The sequence below is a fragment of the Altererythrobacter sp. B11 genome (assembly GCF_003569745.1).
Taxonomy (GTDB): domain Bacteria; phylum Pseudomonadota; class Alphaproteobacteria; order Sphingomonadales; family Sphingomonadaceae; genus Croceibacterium_C.
The window spans coordinates 539627-556597 of sequence record NZ_AP018498.1 but is presented as its reverse complement, the minus strand read 5'-3'; the positions used below and the strand labels follow the sequence as shown (position 1 = coordinate 556597).

19 protein-coding genes and 1 tRNA gene are annotated in these 16971 nt (G+C 66.9%); 11 read left to right on the top strand and 9 right to left on the bottom strand.

Annotated features, from left to right (window positions below; genetic code table 11):
* Positions 1 to 53: 53 nt before the first annotated feature.
* From AEB_RS02540 to AEB_RS02515, 6 genes are read right to left on the bottom strand one after another with little or no spacing between them, the layout of a single operon-like run.
* Entirely contained in the window at positions 54 to 980 is a 927-nt protein-coding gene (locus AEB_RS02540; RefSeq protein ID WP_119081787.1) for a bifunctional riboflavin kinase/FAD synthetase, read from the bottom strand.
* 54 nt (positions 981 to 1034) lie between these two features.
* The gene (locus tag AEB_RS02535; protein WP_119081786.1) at positions 1035 to 1520 is read right to left on the bottom strand and encodes a dihydrofolate reductase; all 486 of its coding nucleotides are present in this window, start codon (positions 1518 to 1520) and stop codon (positions 1035 to 1037) included.
* A gap of 13 nt (positions 1521 to 1533) precedes the next feature.
* On the bottom strand, positions 1534 to 2601 hold the full coding sequence (locus tag AEB_RS02530) for a 5-(carboxyamino)imidazole ribonucleotide synthase (RefSeq protein WP_119081785.1): 1068 nt from the start codon (positions 2599 to 2601) through the stop codon (positions 1534 to 1536).
* 10 nt (positions 2602 to 2611) lie between these two features.
* A complete protein-coding gene (purE, locus tag AEB_RS02525; protein ID WP_119081784.1) occupies positions 2612 to 3106 on the bottom strand; it encodes a 5-(carboxyamino)imidazole ribonucleotide mutase in 495 nt (164 codons plus the stop codon).
* Positions 3106 to 3792, bottom strand: coding sequence for a 2,3-diphosphoglycerate-dependent phosphoglycerate mutase (gene gpmA, locus AEB_RS02520; RefSeq protein WP_119081783.1), 687 nt, complete (start codon positions 3790 to 3792; stop codon positions 3106 to 3108). Before gpmA ends, purE begins: the two co-directional genes overlap by 1 nt.
* A 40-nt stretch (positions 3793 to 3832) precedes the next feature.
* Positions 3833 to 4018 carry a hypothetical protein gene (locus AEB_RS02515; RefSeq protein WP_145985257.1) on the bottom strand — a complete coding sequence of 62 codons (186 nt, stop codon included), beginning with the start codon at positions 4016 to 4018 and terminating at the stop codon, positions 3833 to 3835.
* Between the two features lie 87 nt (positions 4019 to 4105).
* On the opposite strand from AEB_RS02515, the gene AEB_RS02510 reads away from it, so the two are divergent.
* From AEB_RS02510 to AEB_RS02500, 3 genes are all read left to right on the top strand, one after another.
* Positions 4106 to 4180, top strand: a tRNA-Thr gene (locus AEB_RS02510).
* A gap of 85 nt (positions 4181 to 4265) precedes the next feature.
* The gene (locus AEB_RS02505; protein WP_119081781.1) at positions 4266 to 4730 is read left to right on the top strand and encodes a PH domain-containing protein; all 465 of its coding nucleotides are present in this window, start codon (positions 4266 to 4268) and stop codon (positions 4728 to 4730) included.
* 10 nt (positions 4731 to 4740) lie between these two features.
* Positions 4741 to 6237, top strand: a complete 1497-nt coding sequence (locus AEB_RS02500; protein ID WP_231958870.1) for a PH domain-containing protein — start codon at positions 4741 to 4743, stop codon at positions 6235 to 6237.
* A 58-nt stretch (positions 6238 to 6295) separates the two neighbouring features.
* On the opposite strand, the gene AEB_RS02495 is transcribed toward AEB_RS02500, so the two are convergent.
* Together AEB_RS02495 and AEB_RS02490 are read right to left on the bottom strand one after the other, a co-directional pair.
* Complete coding sequence (locus tag AEB_RS02495; RefSeq protein ID WP_231958869.1) at positions 6296 to 6727, bottom strand: PRC-barrel domain-containing protein; 432 nt, start codon at positions 6725 to 6727, stop codon at positions 6296 to 6298.
* A gap of 141 nt (positions 6728 to 6868) precedes the next feature.
* On the bottom strand, positions 6869 to 7174 hold the full coding sequence (locus AEB_RS02490; protein ID WP_119081779.1) for a GNAT family N-acetyltransferase: 306 nt from the start codon (positions 7172 to 7174) through the stop codon (positions 6869 to 6871).
* A gap of 50 nt (positions 7175 to 7224) precedes the next feature.
* On the opposite strand from AEB_RS02490, the gene AEB_RS02485 reads away from it, so the two are divergent.
* Together AEB_RS02485 and AEB_RS02480 are read left to right on the top strand one after the other, a co-directional pair.
* Positions 7225 to 8220 carry a threonine aldolase family protein gene (locus AEB_RS02485; RefSeq protein ID WP_119081778.1) on the top strand — a complete coding sequence of 332 codons (996 nt, stop codon included), beginning with the start codon at positions 7225 to 7227 and terminating at the stop codon, positions 8218 to 8220.
* Positions 8217 to 9176 (top strand): DMT family transporter, encoded by a 960-nt coding sequence (locus tag AEB_RS02480; RefSeq protein WP_231958868.1) that lies wholly within the window; start codon positions 8217 to 8219, stop codon positions 9174 to 9176. Before AEB_RS02485 ends, AEB_RS02480 begins: the two co-directional genes overlap by 4 nt.
* On the opposite strand, the gene AEB_RS02475 is transcribed toward AEB_RS02480, so the two are convergent.
* A complete protein-coding gene (locus AEB_RS02475) occupies positions 9140 to 9919 on the bottom strand; it encodes an SDR family NAD(P)-dependent oxidoreductase (RefSeq protein WP_119081777.1) in 780 nt (259 codons plus the stop codon). The two genes, AEB_RS02480 and AEB_RS02475, sit on opposite strands and share 37 nt — an antisense overlap.
* 44 nt (positions 9920 to 9963) lie before the next feature.
* Here AEB_RS02475 and pepN point away from each other — a divergent pair, with 44 nt between their 5' ends.
* The 6 genes from pepN to AEB_RS02445 all read left to right on the top strand — a co-directional run bounded on the left by pepN (position 9964) and on the right by AEB_RS02445 (position 16908).
* On the top strand, positions 9964 to 12618 hold the full coding sequence (gene pepN, locus AEB_RS02470; RefSeq protein WP_119081776.1) for an aminopeptidase N: 2655 nt from the start codon (positions 9964 to 9966) through the stop codon (positions 12616 to 12618).
* Positions 12611 to 13384 carry a peptidoglycan editing factor PgeF gene (gene pgeF, locus AEB_RS02465; RefSeq protein WP_119081775.1) on the top strand — a complete coding sequence of 258 codons (774 nt, stop codon included), beginning with the start codon at positions 12611 to 12613 and terminating at the stop codon, positions 13382 to 13384. Before pepN ends, pgeF begins: the two co-directional genes overlap by 8 nt.
* Positions 13385 to 13574: 190 nt before the next feature.
* Positions 13575 to 14144, top strand: coding sequence for a ubiquinol-cytochrome c reductase iron-sulfur subunit (gene petA / locus AEB_RS02460; protein WP_172592982.1), 570 nt, complete (start codon positions 13575 to 13577; stop codon positions 14142 to 14144).
* 16 nt (positions 14145 to 14160) lie between these two features.
* A complete protein-coding gene (locus tag AEB_RS02455) occupies positions 14161 to 15450 on the top strand; it encodes a cytochrome b (RefSeq protein ID WP_119081774.1) in 1290 nt (429 codons plus the stop codon).
* Between the two features lie 29 nt (positions 15451 to 15479).
* On the top strand, positions 15480 to 16331 hold the full coding sequence (locus tag AEB_RS02450) for a cytochrome c1 (protein ID WP_119081773.1): 852 nt from the start codon (positions 15480 to 15482) through the stop codon (positions 16329 to 16331).
* A 40-nt stretch (positions 16332 to 16371) separates the two neighbouring features.
* The gene (locus tag AEB_RS02445; RefSeq protein ID WP_119081772.1) at positions 16372 to 16908 is read left to right on the top strand and encodes an adenine phosphoribosyltransferase; all 537 of its coding nucleotides are present in this window, start codon (positions 16372 to 16374) and stop codon (positions 16906 to 16908) included.
* The last annotated feature ends 63 nt before the right edge of the window (positions 16909 to 16971 follow it).

Here is a 16971-nt window from a genome sequence, read left to right as displayed (position 1 = left end):
CGCCTTAGCGGCGGCGGGGGCGGACTGCAATTTCTCTCGCTCGCCCCCGGGCATCAGCCCAGCAGCCGCCGGGCCTGTTCGCAATCCGCCGTCATCTGCGCGATCAGCGCGTCCAGGCTGTCATACTTGGCTTCGGGGCGCAGGAAGTGGTGGAAGGCCACCTCCAGCTCCCGCCCGTAGAGATCGCCCGAGTAGTCGAAGAAATGCGGCTCAAGCAGTTCCTGCGGCGGGGCGAATTGCGGGCGGATGCCCACATTGGCGGCGCCCTTCAGCGTCTGCCCCGTATCCATGATCCGCCCGGTAACGGCATAGATGCCGTATCGCGGGCGCAGATACTGCCCCAGGTTCATATTCGCCGTGGGGAAGCCGATGGTCCGCCCGCGCTTGTCCCCATGCTGGACCACGGCGCGCACCGCGAAAGGCCGCGTCAGCAGCGCGCCCGCGCCTTCGCAATCGCCTGCCTTCAGCGCATCGCGGATTCGGCTGGAGGACACGGTCATCCCCCCCGCCCGCACCGGGCCGACTGCGCGGGCGGCGATGCCGCAGCGCCGCCCGACCGAGGCGAGCAGCTCCACATTGCCGCCACGATCCTTGCCGAAGGTGAAATCCTCCCCCGTCACCACCCCGGCCACGCCCATCTGTTCCCCCAGCAGGCGCGTCACGAAGCTTTCGGCAGGCGTTTTCGCCAGCGTCCCGTCGAAATGGAACACCATCATCGCATCGGCGCCGGCGGCGGCGAACAGTTCCTGCCGCTGGTCCAGCGTGGTGAGGCGGAAGGGCGGAATATGCGGCGCGAAATGGCGCACCGGATGCGGATCGAAGGTGGCCACGATGGTCCTGCGTCCTTCGCCCCGCGCCCAGCCCACCGCCTCGGCGACCACGCGCTGATGGCCGAGGTGAAAGCCGTCGAAATTGCCCAGCGCCAGGATCGCGCCGCGCAGTTCCGCCGGAACGGGGGCGCCGTGGTCCAGCCGGATCATGCGATCTGGGCCTTCGGCGCGGGCAGGGTCAGGCGTGCTGCGTCCATTCGCGCGTCAGCTGCGCACCAGCGTTACAAACGCATAGGCGGGATCGCCTTTTTCGGCGTGGTGCTTCTCCCGCCCGGTTTCGCGCCACAGCTTCGGATCGGGGGTCGCCATGAAGACGTCGCCCGCGGTGTTTTCGAAGATTTCGGTGATTTCCAGCCGCGTGGCCAGCGGCAGGAACAGGTCGAAGATATCCGCCCCTCCGATCACGGCGACATCGCCGGCGCCGGCCAATTCCAGCGCCTGCTGTGCATCATGCGCCACTTCCGCGCCCGGCGCGCTCCAGCCCTGCTGGCGCGTCAGCACGATATGCCGGCGGCCGGGCAGCAGGCCGGGCAGGCTGTCGAAGGTCTTGCGCCCCATGATCATCGGCTTGCCCATGGTCAGCCGCTTGAACCGCTGCAGATCGGCGCGGATCTTCCACGGCACGTCGCCATCCTGCGCGATGGTGCCATCCAGCGCGCGTGCCACCACGAAGATCACTTCCCGCGTCATCAGCCCGCCTTCGTTACCCGATCCTGGTCACATGGCCCATCTTGCGCCCGGGGCGCGCTTCGGCCTTGCCATAGAGATGGAGATGCGCCTGCGGATCGCCCAGCAGCCCCGCCACGTCGGCGGCTTCATCCCCGATCAGATTGCGCATTTCCACCTGCCCGCCCACCGTGGACGTGTCGCCCAGCGGCAGGCCGCAGATCGCGCGCACATGGTTTTCGAACTGGCTCGTCACCGCGCCTTCGATCGTCCAGTGGCCCGAATTGTGCACGCGCGGCGCCATCTCGTTGAACACGGGACCGTCCGCCGTGGCGAAGAATTCCAGCGCCATCACACCCACGTAACCCAGCGCATCGGCCACCTTGCGCGAAAGGGCGCGGGCCTCGTCCACCTGATCGAGCACCGCCTGCGACGGGGGCAGGAAGGAGCGGGCGAGAATGCCGCCCTGATGCACATTCTGCGCGCTGTCCCAGAACGCGATCACGCCATCGGCCCGGCGGGCGAGGATGACGGAGAACTCCGCCTCGAATCGCACCAGCCCTTCGAAGACCAGCCCGGAGCGGGGGATACGCAGCCCGTCGATCTCGCGCAGGCTGGCGACGCGCCACTGGCCCTTGCCGTCATAGCCGTCGCGGCGGGTCTTGAGGATGCCCGGCAGGCCCACCCGTTCCACGGCCTCGCGCAGCTCCGCCTCGCCATCCGCAGCGCCGCCGTCCACCGCCGCATAGGGCGCGGGGCGGCCGCCGAGTTCGGCCACGAAGCGTTTCTCCGCCAGCCGGTCCTGCGCCACTTCCAGCGCGCGGCGCCCGGAAATCAGCCGCCCATCGGGGATCGCCGCCAGCGGGGCGACCGGCACATTCTCGAACTCATAGGTGATGACGGCGCAATCCTGCGCGAAGCCGGAAAGCGCTGCCTGATCGTGCCAGGATGCGCAGGTGAAATCCGCGCTCACCTCTGCAGCGACGCTGTCCTTCTCGGGCGCGAAGACATGGCAGCGATAGCCGAGTTGCGCGGCCGCCATGGCGATCATCCGGCCGAGCTGGCCGCCGCCGAGAATGCCGATCGTCGCGCCGGTAGGGATCATCGCGGCGCTCTCATGCCTCCGAAGGCGCCAGGGCAACGGCATCGCTGCGGGCTGCGCGCCAGGCCTTCAGCCGCTCCGCCAGCGCCTCGTCCGACAGGGCCAGGATCGCGGCCGCCAGCAGGCCGGCATTGGTCGCGCCCGCTTCGCCGATCGCCAGCGTCCCCGTCGGCACGCCGGCGGGCATCTGGACAATGGACAGCAGGCTGTCGAGGCCCGAAAGCGTGCGGCTCTGCACCGGCACGCCCAGCACGGGCAGGTGGGTCAGCGCCGCCAGCATGCCCGGCAGATGCGCCGCGCCGCCGGCGCCCGCCACGATTACGCGGAAGCCTTCGTCTGCCGCGCCCTTGCCGAAGGCCACCATGCGATCCGGCGTGCGATGGGCGGACACGATCCGCGCCTCATGCCCCACGCCCAGCTCTTCCAGAACTTCGGCGGCGCGCTTCATCGTCGGCCAGTCGGACTGGCTGCCCATCACGATGGCGACGGGTGCGGCGGAAGCCTTCATCACCGATCCTTCAGATAGTGCCGCTCGCCCGGCTTCATGTCGCCGTCGAACTCATAGACGATCGGCTGCCCGGTGGGGATTTCCAGCCCGGTAATGTCCTCGTCCGATATGCGGGAAAGGTGCTTCACCAGCGCGCGCAGCGAATTGCCATGGGCAGAGATGATCACCGTCTCGCCGCTCGCCAGCACGGGCAGGATGTCGCTCTGCCAATAAGGCAGCACCCGCTCTATGGTGAGCTTCAGGCTTTCGGTGTCGGGGACCGCCAGCCCGGCATAACGCGGATCGCCGGCAAGATCGAAGGCGCTGCCCGCTTCCAGCGGGGGCGGCGGCACATCGAAGCTGCGGCGCCAGACATGCACCTGCTCCTCGCCATGCTTCGCCGCGGTCTCGGCCTTGTCCAGCCCGGTGAGGCCGCCGTAATGCCGTTCGTTGAGCCGCCAGTCCTTTATCTCGGGGATCCACAGGCGGCCGCAGGCCTCCAGCGCCAGATGCAGCGTCTTGATCGCCCGCAATTGCAGCGAGGTGAAGGCGCGCGTGGGCAGCAGGTTCTTCTGCGCCAGCAGTTCGCCGGCGGCAGTCGCTTCGCCGACGCCCTTTTCGGTCAGGTCCACATCCCACCAGCCGGTGAAGCGGTTTTCCAGATTCCACTGGCTCTGGCCGTGGCGGACGAGGATCAGGCTGGGCACTTGGGCTGCGGCTCCTGCGGCTGTTTGGAAGCCCCGCCCGTTAGCCGTCCTCCGCCGGTTTGGGAAGGGCGTCCTGCCCCGTATGGTCATCCCCCATCGCGCGCGCCTGCGCCTTGCGGCGGCGCAGGTTCTCGCGCAGCTTGGCCGCCAGACGCTCCTCGCGCGACAATTTCTGTTCGCCTTCGCTCATCGCAAAGGCTTTGCCGCCAAAGGCGGGCAGGCTCAAGCATGGCTTGACATCCCGGCGAGGCATGCCATTAGCGCGCGCCTGCTCCCCGCCGGCAAACAGGCCGGCTTGGGGCATGCCTCCAGTGCTGCTGTAGCTCAGTGGTAGAGCGCACCCTTGGTAAGGGTGAGGTCGGGAGTTCAATCCTCCCCAGCAGCACCATTCTCTTTCGTTGGCGTCGGCGCATCCCCTCACGGGGGCCGGATTCGCTTGCCTGCCGCAAGTGTATTGTTCACATGATGCACCCATGGACGAGGATGCGCTCACCCCGTTGCACCGCGATTATGTGAAGGTTCTGCGGATCGGCTGGCTGCTGGTTACGCTGCCCTTCGTGATCGCGGCCGGCGTGCTGGAGACGGTGGGCCTGCTGCCCCCCGGCGGCTTCCTGCTGCCCGTTCTGGTGCTTGCCGCCCTTGTGCTGATCCGGGTGCCGCTGCGCCGTTACCAGGCGCGGGGCTATCAGCTGGGGGAGGACCGGTTGCGCGTGGTGCGCGGCCTGTTGTTCCGGTCCGATACCGTGGTGCCCTTCAGCCGCGTGCAGCATATCGACCTCAACCGCGGCCCGATCGAGCGGCTTTACGGCCTTGCTACACTGGTGCTGCACACCGCCGGCAATCATAATGCGTCGGTCTCGCTCCCCGGCCTTGCGGAAGCGGACGCGGCGGCGATGCGGGAGCAGATTCGCGCCCACATCCGCCGCGATACGATGTGATCGGGGCAAGGTGACCGTGTCAGCGGGCGAGGGCGGCTGGCGGCGCACCAGCGTGCTCGGTTTCGTGGTGCGGGGCATAGTGACGCTGCGCAAGGGGCTGCTGCCCAGTGCGGCGGTGCTGTTCGGCTCGCGCAGCTTCAGCGATGGTGGAGCGGCGGTGGCGGGCGTCGTGGCCGCGATCATCCTCGCCAATCTGGCCATCGCCTGGCTCGGCTGGCGGCATTTTCGCTATCGCCTGGGGGCGGAGGATATCAGCGTGGAAAGCGGCGTGTTCAGCCGTGCGGCCCGGTCCGTCCCCTATGAGCGGATACAGGATGTCAGCCTGGAGCAGGCGCTGGTGCCGCGTCTGTTCGGCATGGTGGAGGTGCGCGTCGAAACCGGCGCCGGCGGGCAGGACGAGCTGAAGATCGCCTATGTCTCCGCCGCGGAGGGCGAGGCGCTGCGCGAGGCCGTGCGCATCCGGCGGGACAATGCGGTTGTGGCGAGCGAAGCGGAAGCGGAGGAGGCACCGGGGCGCCTGCTCTTCAGCATGGACCCTCGGCGCTTGCTGACCTTCGGCCTGTTCGAGTTCTCGCTGGTGGTGTTCGGCGTGCTCGCCGGCGTGGCGCAGCAGCTCGACTTCCTGCTGCCGTTCGACATCTGGAATGGCGAAGCGTGGCGCGGGCGGCTGGCAGGGCCGGGCGACTGGCTCGCGCATCTCGGCTTTGCGGCGCAGATCGCGGGCGTGGCACTGGCTTTGCTGGTGCTCGGGCTGGTGGGTCTGGCAAGCGGCATTGCGCGCACCGTGCTGCGGGACTGGAACTTCCGGCTGGAGGAGACCCCGCGCGGGCTGCGCCGGCAGCGCGGCCTGCTGACGCGCACCGACGTGGTGATGCCGCTGCACCGCGTGCAGGCGCTCGATCTATCGACAGGCATCATTCGCCGCCGCTTTGGCTGGCATGCACTCAGCGTGGTGAGCCTGGCGCGGGACAGCACCTCGGCCAGCCATGTGGTGGTTCCCTTCGGCACGATGGAGGAGATTGCCGCAGTGGTGGATTGCACCGGCTTCTCTCTGCCGGGGCCGGACACGCGCTGGCATCGGCCCAGCGCTCGGCATCGGCTGGACCGCGCCCTGCTGGGCGTTGTGCCCTGCGCGATCGGCGGGGTGGCGCTAGCGGCTGCCGGCCTGTTCCTGCCGGCGGTAGGGATCGGGCTGCTCGGCGCCGCGCTGGCGCTGCGCCAGCATTACCTGTGGCTGCATGATCGCCATGCCCTGGACATGCGCCAGATCCTTGTCCGCCGGGGCTGGCTGGCGCCCCATTGCGCGATCGCTTCCCGCGTGAAGATCCAGTCGGTCGAGATCCGCCAGGGACCGCTCGCGCGGGGGCGGGGCTATGCCGATGTGGTGTTCGGCATCGCCGGAGGGACACTGGCCATGCACGGGATTCCCCAGAGTGAAGCGCATCGCGTGCGGGCAGCGGTGCTGGATAGTATCGCTCGCGTCGATTTTTCCCGCCTGCCGCGATAGCGCAAAAAGGGCCCCTGCGGCGGGGGCCCTTCGCTTTGGCATGCTGGGGAGGTGGGCCTCAGTAAAGCACGCCGTAATAGGTATAGACGTTCTGGCCATAGGCACGGTCGAACGGAGGCGCAGCATTCGCTTCGTAATGCGGGGCGTCACGCAGCTTGGCCTTGTCGATATTGACGACATAGCCGCCACGGTCGGTATCGTAATCCAGCGTTTCCCAAGGCAGCGGGTGATAGCTTTCGCCGATCCCGAGGAAGCCGCCGAAGCTCATGACGGCGTACTCGACCCGGCCCGATCGCTTGCCGATCATGAGGTGGTCGATATGGCCGACCTTTTCGCCGTCCAGCGAATAAACGGGCGTACCGTCGACCTTGTCGGAGCTGATGAGGTTATGCGTCTCGTCGCGTTCCACGGGCCGGCTGCGATCATATTCGCGGCGCCGGTCGAGTTCCGCGTCGGAATAGCTGCTGCGATTGCCTTGCGTCATATCCATGGCTGATCTCCTGATTGGGTGGGGAGCGCGATCTGCATGGGCTTGCCGTATTCGGGCCGGCTTTTCGCTCCGCGCTGTTCTTACCCAACCAACGGATGCGGCATGGCGTCGTTCCGCCTATTGGCCCGGATTCGCAACGCCTCAGCTTTCGATCTGCGCGCGCACGTCCGCCCACTCCGGATGGCGACGGAATGCGGCCTCAACATAGCTGCATTGCGGAACGATCGTGAACCCCTGCTCCCGCGCATCGGCCACCAGCGCATCCACCAGCTTGCCGGCAACGCCCAGGCCGCGGGCTTCCGGCGGCACGAAGGTGTGTTCCGCGATCCGCGCGTTTCCGCGCGCGGTCCAGGTCAGCTCCGCCTCGCGGTCGGTGCCTGGCACGGCAGCCGTGTAGGCGCCGTGCGCCACGTGATCGCTGCGGGAAATCTCGATCTCTTGGGCCATTCGGGCATCTCCTTCTTGCCTCCAACCTTTGGGCGAGCCATGGCGTTCCGGTGCAATTTCTTTCCGACAATGCCGCCGCGGTTCACCCCAATGTGTGGCGCGCCATGCAGGCTGCGGACGATGCGGACCTGCCCTATGACGGGGATCGCCTGAGCCGCGCCTTGGACGATGCCTTCGCCCAGCTGTTCGGGCGCGAAGTGGCCGTGCTGTGGGCCGCCACCGGCACCGCCGCCAATTGCCTGGCCCTCTCCACCATGGTGCAGCCGCATGGCGCCGTGCTGTGCCACCGCGAAGCCCATATCGAAATGGACGAAGGGGGCGCGCCGGGCTTCTTCCTTCATGGCGCCAAGCTGGTGCTGGTGGAGGGCGATCATGCCAAGGTGACGCCGGAGGCGGCCCGTGCGGCGCTGGAAGCCATCCGCGACGATGTTCATCAGGCGCAGGTGCATGCCGTTTCCATCACCCAGGCGAGCGAATATGGCTGCGTCTATCGCCCCGCCGAGCTGTCCCGGCTGGACATGGAACTGGCCCCCCGCGGGCTGCGCCTCCACATGGATGGCGCGCGCTTCGCCAATGCCGTGGCCCATTTGCTGCGGCCGGCAGCCGAAGTGGCGGGGCCCGTGGACGCGCTGAGCTTCGGCTGCGTCAAGAATGGCGGCATGAGCGCGGAAGCGGTGGTATTCTTCGATCCCGGGCTGGCCGATGTGGCGCGCTATCGCCGCAAGCGGGCCGGGCACCTGCCATCCAAGGGGCGCTTCCTCGCCGCGCAATTGCTGGCGATGCTGGAAGGCGACCTGTGGCTGCACAATGCCGCTGCGGCCAATGCGGCGGCGGGGGAGATCGGCGCCGCTGCAGGGGGCCGGCTGCTCCATCCGGTGGAGGCGAACGAAGTGTTTCTGCAATGCACCGCGCCCGAACGCGCTGCCCTGCGCGCGCAGGGCTTCGGCTTTTATGACTGGGGCCCGGAGGCGGCCCGCTTTGTCGCGGCTTGGGACACGCGGGAAGAGGACGCGAAGGCGCTCGCCCGTGCGGTGGCCGCGCTGTGAGCGGGGACGTGCTTGGTGCCCCGCGCCCCCATGCGCTGCTGCGGCTGGAAATTGCGCTGCCCTTCCTGCTGGTGGCGCTGATCTGGGGTTCGACATGGCTGGTGATCAAGGATCAGCTGCTGGCCGCGCCGCCCAGCTGGTCCGTCACCTATCGCTTCGCCATCGCGGCCGCAGGCATGTTCGCGCTCGCCTCCATCGGCGGGCGCGGCTTCCGCATGACGCTGCAGGGCCATGTGATCGCCTTCGCGGTGGGCTTCGCCCAGTTCTTCATGAACTTCAACTTCGTCTATCGCGCGGAAATCCACCTCACATCCGGCATCGTGGCGGTGCTGTTCGCCCTGCTGGTGCTGCCGAACGCCGTGTTCGGGCTGATCTTCCTGGGCAACCGGATCACGCGCCGCTTCCTGATCGGCACCGCAATCGCGCTGGGCGGCATCGCCCTGCTGCTGGTGCATGAAGCGCGGGAGGCGCCGCCCACCGGGCTGGTCGGCCTCGGCATCGTTTACACCCTGCTCGGTATTTTGTCCGCCTCCACCGCCAATGTGCTGCAGGCCACGGAAACGGCACGCAAGCGCCCGATGCTGGTGCTGCTCGCCTGGGCCATGCTGTGGGGTGCGCTGGCCGATGCCGCCTTCGCCTGGAGCTTCGCCGGTCCGCCGGTCTTTCCCACCAGCCCGCGCTATTGGGCAGGCGTGGCCTATCTCGGCATCGTCGGCTCGGTGGTCACCTTCCCGCTCTATTTCGGGCTGATTCGGGATCTCGGACCGGGCCGGGCGGCATATAACGGCGTGCTGGTGCCGGTGGTGGCCATGCTGCTGTCCACGATCTTCGAAGGCTATCGCTGGTCATGGCTGGCGGCGGCTGGCGGCGCCGTGGCGATGATCGGGCTGATCGTCGCGCTGCGCAGCCGGCATGCGCCCTATCCGCGGGCCAGCGCCATCAAGCCGATGCGGTAATCGCGATAACGCGGGCGCCAGCCCAGCAGCCGCCTGGCCCTGCCGTTCGCGATGCGGCGATTCTCCGAATAGAAGGCCCGCGCGGCGGGTGAAAGGGCGGGACTGTCCGCCGGCAGGATGGGCGGCGGCTCGATGCCCAGCAGCCGCGCGGCATAGTCCATCACCTCGTTCTGGCTGGCCGGGCAGTCATCGGCCAGATTGTACGCGCCCGGCGGCCCGGCAAAGCCCGCGATCACCCCGCTCACGATATCTGCCACATGCACCCGGCTGAACACCTGCCCCGGCATGTCGACTCGGTGGGCGGTGCCCGCCCTGAGACGCTCGATCACGCTGCGGCCGGGGCCATAGATGCCCGGCAGGCGGAACACGTGGGCGCCGTGCGCCAGCCATTGCGCATCGCAGGCCGCACGCAGCGCGCGGCGGCCGGTGCCGGTCGGCGCCGTCTCATCCACCCAGGCGCCGCCGGTATCGCCATAGACGCCGGTAGAGGACAGATAGCCGATCCAGCGGTTCCGCGGCAGCTCTGCGCCATAGCGTGCCAGCACCGGATCATCGCCGCCGGAGGGCGGAACGGAGGACAGCACATGGCTCGCCCGGGCCAGATGCGCCCGAACCGCGGCATCGTCTTCAAACGCGACATTGCCCGCCGATCCGGTAGCCGAAACCAGCCAGCCGTGCCCTTCCGCTGCGGCCTTGATATAGCTCGCAGTGTAACCGAGGCCGAAAATGAACAGATGCGCCACACAGGCGTTCTAGACGCAAACCCGAAAGATTCTAAGAGGCGTCTATGGATATCGCCCGCACTCAATCCGCCCTCCCGGAAAACCCCGAAATGGCGGACGCCGCGCCCGAACCGCGCGCGCCGCTGCTTATCCGCCGGGAAGATTACACGCCGTTCCCCTGGCTGGTCCCGGAGATCGCGCTCGATTTCGCCCTGGGTCTGGAAAAAACGCGCGTCCATGCCGCGCTGACGGTGCAGCGCAATGCCGCGGCCCCGCGTAGCGAGAGCATCCGGCTCAATGGCGACGGGCTGACCCCCATCGCCGTTGCCGTCGATGGCGAGGCGGTGAACGACTGGTCGGTGGACGGGGGCGACCTGATCCTGCCCCTGCATGGGGATAGCCATCTGGTGGAAGTGACCACGCAGATCGATCCGCTCGCCAACAGCCAGCTGATGGGCCTCTACGCCTCGGGCGGCATGCTCTGCACCCAGTGCGAGGCGGAAGGCTTCCGCCGCATCACCTTCTTCCCCGATCGGCCGGATGTGCTTTCCACCTATCGCGTGCGGATGGAGGGGCCGCGGAGCCAGTTCCCCGTGCTGCTTTCCAACGGCAATCGGGTGGCGCAGGGGGATGGCGAAGAGGGCGCCCATTGGGCTGAATGGCACGATCCCTGGCCCAAGCCGTCCTATCTCTTCGCGCTGGTGGCGGGCGATCTCGTCTGCAACCGCGATCGCTTCGTCACCCGCTCGGGCCGCGAGGTCGAACTGGGCATCTGGGTGCGAGAAAGCGATCTGCCGCGCACCGTCCACGCCATGCAGTCGCTGAAGAACAGTATGCGCTGGGATGAGGAAGCCTTCGGCCGGGAGTACGATCTTGACCTTTTCAACATCGTCGCCGTCAGCGATTTCAACATGGGCGCGATGGAGAACAAGGGCCTCAACATCTTCAACACCAAATATGTGCTGGCCGACCGCGGAACCGCCACCGACGCGGATTATGACGCGATCGAGGGCGTGATCGGCCACGAATATTTCCACAATTGGTCGGGCAATCGCGTGACCTGCCGCGACTGGTTCCAGCTCTCGCTCAAGGAAGGCTTCACCGTCCTGCGCGATCAGCTGTTCAGCGCCGCCATGGGAAGCGAGGCGATCAAGCGGATCGAGGACGTGCGCGTGCTGCGCTCGATCCAGTTTCCGGAGGACAGCGGCCCGCTGGCGCATCCCATTCGCCCGGATAGCTACAGCGAAATCTCCAACTTCTACACCGCCACCGTCTACAACAAGGGCGCCGAGGTGATCCGCATGATGCGGACTATGGCGGGGACGGAGCGCTTCCGCCGGGGCACCGACCTCTATTTCGCGCGGCACGATGGCGAGGCGGCGACCTGCGAGGACTTCGTCCGCGCGATCGAGGAAGGGGCGGAGCTCGACCTTGGCCGCTTCCGCCTGTGGTATGCGCAGGCCGGCACGCCCAAGGTATCGGTCGCCATGGATTATGCGGATGACGCGGTGACGCTGCGCCTCCGCCAGCTCGTCCCCCCAACGCCGGGACAGCCGGAAAAGCAGCCGATGCCGATCCCCCTGCGTCTCGCCCTGTTCGATCGCGAATCGCGTGCCCACCGCGGGGAAGAACTGGTTGTGCTGGAGGAAGCCGAGGCGAGCTTCCGCTTCACGGGCTTCGCGCAAAGGCCGGTGCTCTCGATCAATCGTGGCTTCTCCGCCCCCGTCTCGATCGAACGGCGGGTCGATCCGGCGGACCTGGTGTTCCTCGCCCAATATGACGACGATCCTTTTGCCCGCTATGAAGCGATGCAGGATCTAGTGGTCGGCCATTTGTGCGATGCGATCGGCGGCGGACTGGATGATGCCGGGATGGAGCGGGGCCGCGATGCAATCCTGCAGGCCTTCTCCGCTGTCCTCGCCGATGACGGGATCGACGATCTGATGCGCGGCGAACTGATGATTCTGCCGAGCCAGACCTATCTGGCGGAGCAGATGCTGGTGGCTGATCCCCACGCGATCCATCGCGAGCGCGAAGGGCTGAAGCGCTGGCTCGGCGCGAAGCTGGAAGCGCAGCTGGCCGCGCTGCATGACAGGGCGGGCGAAGCTGCAGACGACACCAGCCCCGCCGCCCGCGGCGCGCGCAAACTCAAGACGCAGGCGCTGGTCTACCTTGCGGCCGGGACCCCCGGTCACGCGGCGCAGCGGGCTGCGGCACAATATGATGCCGCCACCAATATGACCGACCGGCAAGGCGCGCTGATGGTGCTAGCGGGGCTCGAGAGCCCGGAGCGGAGCGCGCGACTGGCGGATTTCTACGACCGTTATTGCGGCAACGCGCTGGTGATCGACAAGTGGTTCGCGATCCAGGCGCAATCGCTCCACCCCGATGCGCTGGCCCATGTGAAGGCATTGGCGGAACATCCTGATTTTACACTGCGCAATCCCAACCGGGTTCGCTCGCTCTACATGGCGTTCGCGGCGAACCCGCACGCCTTCCACACCGCCGACGGCGAAGGATACCGGATGATCGCGGATCTCATCCTCGCGCTCGATCCGATCAATCCGCAGACGGCGGCGCGCTTCGTGCCCTCGCTCGGGCGCTGGCGCCGAATCGAGCCGCACCGTGCGGGCCTGATGCGCGCCGAACTGGAACGCATCGCCGCCGCGCCGGGGCTTTCGCGCGACACCTCCGAACAGGTTTCGCGCAGCCTTGCCTGAGACTCTCACCGAGCAGGGTGTCCGCATCCTCCGCTCCGGCGCGCTGGCTGGTATCCCGCATGGCTTCCTCGGCCGCGAGGGCGGTGTCTCGCGCGGCCTGGTGGAGGGATTGAACGTGGGCCTGGGGGCGGGAGACGATCCGGCCGCCGTGGCCGAGAATCGCCGTCGCACGGCCGCGGCGGTGCTTCCCGGCGCGAAGCTCGTCACCTGCTATCAGGTGCATTCTGCCGATGCGGTCGTAGTCGACGAGCCGTGGAGCGAGGATGCGCGGCCCCGCGCCGACGCGCTGGTCACTGCGCGAATGGGCATGCTGCTAGCGGTGGTGACCGCCGATTGCGCGCCGGTCCTCCTGGCGGATCGCGAGGCCGGCGTCATCGCGGCGGCCCACGCCGGCTGGCGCGGCGCGCATGGCGGCGTGCTGGAGGCAACGGTAGTGGCGATGGAAGGGCTCGGTGCCGACCGTTCGCGCATCGCCGCGGCCATCGGCCCCGCCATCGCACAGCCCAGCTACGAAGTGGACGCCGCCTTCCGCGAGAACTTTACCGAGGCGGACGAAGATCTGTTCGCCGAGGGGCGGACGGGGCACTGGCAGTTCGACCTCGAGGGCTATGCCGCTCGGCGGCTGGAAGGCGCGGGGGTCGGCAGGATCGACCGGCTGGGAGTGGATACCTATGCCGCACCGCAGCGTTATTTCTCCTACCGCCGCTCCACCCATCAGCAGGAGCCGACCTATGGCCGCCAGTTCTCTCTGATCGGGCTGATCTAGCCGCGCTGCGGCATGGCCGCCGCACGGAAGGTCACAAAGGGGGCAAAAGCCTCTTGGCTCGCAGGGCTCCCTCGTCTATCAGCCGCGCCAAGTCGCCGCCCCGGGGGCTGTTTTCGGGGCGCGGCGGGTCAGAATTCTTCGGTCTGCTGGGGGCATCGCGTCCGCTCGGGCCGGCAGGCAAGGCAAGGCAATGGCAACCACCACTGGCAGTGCGGAAACAGACACGCTGGCCACCGCTGAAGGCGTGCGCCGGCGCGATTTCATCAATATCGCGGCTGTCGCTGCAGCCGGCGTTGGCGGCATCGCCACGCTGGTTCCGCTGATCAGCCAGATGGCGCCGTCCAGGGACGTGCTGGCGGAAAGCACCACCGAGGTGGATCTTTCGTCGATCGAACCGGGTCAGGCGATCAAGGCGGTGTTCCGCAAGCAGCCGCTGTTCGTGCGCAACCTCACGCAGCGCGAAATCGCGGAGGCCGATGCGGTGCCGCTGTCCATCCTCCGCGATCCGCAGACCTTGCAGGAACGTACTGCGGAAGGTCATGAGAACTGGCTCATCACTATGGGCGTTTGCACCCATCTCGGCTGCGTGCCGCTGGGCGCCGCCGAAGGGGAGCCGCGCGGCGAGTTCGGCGGATATTTCTGCCCCTGCCACGGCTCGAGCTACGACACGGCTGCGCGCATCCGCAAGGGCCCCGCGCCGAAGAACCTGGAAGTGCCGGACTACGAGTTCACTTCCGACACGACTGTCCTGATCGGCTGAGGCGAGAGAACCGACGATGAGCTTCCCCTGGGCCAAGCACTACGAACCCAAGGCGCCCGTGATGCGCTGGATCGACGAGAAGCTGCCGCTTCCGCGTCTGGTCTACAACGCGATCGGCGCCGGCTATCCCGTGCCGCGCAACCTTTCCTATTTCTGGAACTTCGGCGTACTCGCGGGCTTCTGCCTCGTGCTGCAGATCGTGACCGGCGTGATCATGGCGATGCACTATGCGCCCAACGCCAACATCGCCTTCGATTCCATCGAACATACGATGCGCGACGTGAACTGGGGCTGGCTCATGCGCTACGCGCATGCGAACGGCGCCAGCGCATTCTTTGTCGTCGTCTACATCCACATCTTCCGCGGCCTGTTCTACGGTTCCTACAAGGCACCGCGCGAAATGATCTGGTTGCTGGGTGTGGTGATCTTCCTGCTGATGATGGCCACCGCCTTCATGGGCTATGTGCTTCCCTGGGGTCAGATGAGCTTCTGGGGCGCCAAGGTGATCACCGGCCTCTTCGGCGCGATCCCCGGCGTCGGTGAACCGCTCCAGATCTGGCTGCTCGGCGGCTTCGCTCCGGACAACGCGGCGCTGAACCGCTTCTTCTCGCTGCACTTCCTGCTGCCCTTCGTGATTGCGGGCGTCGTGATCCTGCACATCTGGGCACTGCATATCCCGGGTTCGTCGAACCCGACGGGTGTTGAAGTGAAGAGCGAGAGCGACACCGTGCCCTTCCACCCGTATTACACGGCGAAGGATGGCTTCGGACTCGGCGTGTTCCTGATCATCTACTGCCTGTTCGTGTTCTTCGCGCCGAACTATCTGGGCCACCCGGACAACTATATTCCGGCGAACCCGCTATCCACCCCGGCGCATATCGTGCCCGAATGGTACTTCTGGCCGTTTTACGCGATCCTGCGCGCCTTCACCGCGGATTTCATCCTGCCGGCGAAGCTGTGGGGCGTCCTCGCGATGTTCTCGGCGATCCTGTGCTGGTTCGTCCTGCCCTGGCTGGACAAATCACCGGTGCGGTCAGGCCATTATCGCCCGCTGTTCAAGGTGTTCTTTGGCGTCCTGATCGCGGACATGCTGGTGCTGTTCTATCTCGGCGGTGCGCCGGCGGAAGAGCCCTATGTGATGTTCAGCCAGATCGCCACCGCCTATTACTTCCTGCACTTCCTGGTCATCCTGCCGCTGGTCTCGATGATCGAAAAGCCGAAGCCGCTGCCTTTCTCGATTACCGAGGCGGTGCTGGGTTCGGACAACAAGGCCGTGCTTGGCGAAAACACGACACCGGCCACCTGAGCGCGCGGGATTAAGGGAAAGACGACGCAATGACCCGTCTGATTGGTATCGTTGTTGGGCTGGGCTTCAGCTTCGTGGTGTTGCTGGCCTTCGTGATCGGCGCCTACACCGCCGCGACCGAGGGGCTGGGCGAAGAAACCGCCGAGACTGTGTTCCACAAGCACCCGATGGATCTGCACCTGGCGAGCGACGGCCCCTTTGGCCATTTCGATCGCCAGCAGCTCCAGCGCGGCTATCAGGTGTACAAGGAAGTCTGCTCCGCTTGCCACTCGCTGAAGCAGGTTGCGCTCCGCGACCTTGCCGAGCTCGGCTACACCGAGGCGCAGGTGAAGGCAGAGGCCGCGACCTGGACGGTGCCTGGCGTTGACCCTAACACGGGTGAAGCCAGCACCCGGCCCGGCACGCCGACCGATTATTTCCCCTCGCCCTATCCGAATGACGTTGCGGCGGCGGCGGCCAATGGTGGCAAGGTCCCGCCCGATCTTTCGCTGATCACGAAGTCGCGGCATGGCGGAGCTTCGTATGTCCATTCTCTGCTGGTCGGCTACACCGAACAGCCGGCGGAACTGCTGCAGCGCTTCCCGGATGCGAAGACGCCCACTGGCGCCTACTACAACCCGTATTTCGCCGCTCTCAACATCGGCATGCCGCCGCCCCTTACCAGCGAAGGGCAGGTGAGCTTCGCCGACGGCACGACGGCCACGATCGACCAGATGTCCACGGACGTGTCGGCCTTCCTCGTGTGGACGGCAGAGCCCACGCTCGAGAAGCGTCATCAGACAGGCTGGGCCGTGCTTGGCTTCCTCCTCTTCGCCACTATTCTCGCCTGGCTCTCCAAGAAGCAGGTGTGGTCGGCGGTGAAGCCGAAGAAGAGCGCCTGAGGCGGTTCTTGACCACTTGGGCAACCTCGGGCGCATGAGCATGTCGCCCGAGGAGCTCAAGGCCCTGGTGCGCACCATTCCGGACTTCCCTGCTGAGGGAATCCAGTTCCGCGACATCACTACGCTGATCGCCCATGGACCTGGTCTCGCGGCGACGATGGATCACCTCGCATCGCGCGCGCGGGACTCTGGACCTGCCGCCATTGCCGCGATGGAAGCGCGCGGCTTCATCTTCGGGGCAGCGATCGCGGCCATGCTGGGGGTGGGCTTTCTGCCATTGCGCAAGGCCGGCAAGCTTCCGGTGCCGGCGATCGGCATCGACTACAATCTGGAATATGGCAGCGCTCGTATCGAGCTCGATCCCACCGCGATCGAGGCGGGTCAACGTATTCTGCTGGTGGACGACCTGCTCGCCACCGGCGGCACAGCGCTCGCCGGCGCGCAGTTGCTGCGGCAGGCGGGCGCTGTCGTGGACTGCGCGCTGTTCGTCATCGAACTGCCGGAACTTGGCGGGGCTGCGGCGCTGGCTGACCAAGGCGTGACGGCTGAAGCGCTGATGGCGTTCGCCGGCCACTGATCCTGCCAGGGGCTGGTCGCGGATTCCGTGCAATTCGCGGATAGAATTTGTCCCCCGTGCATT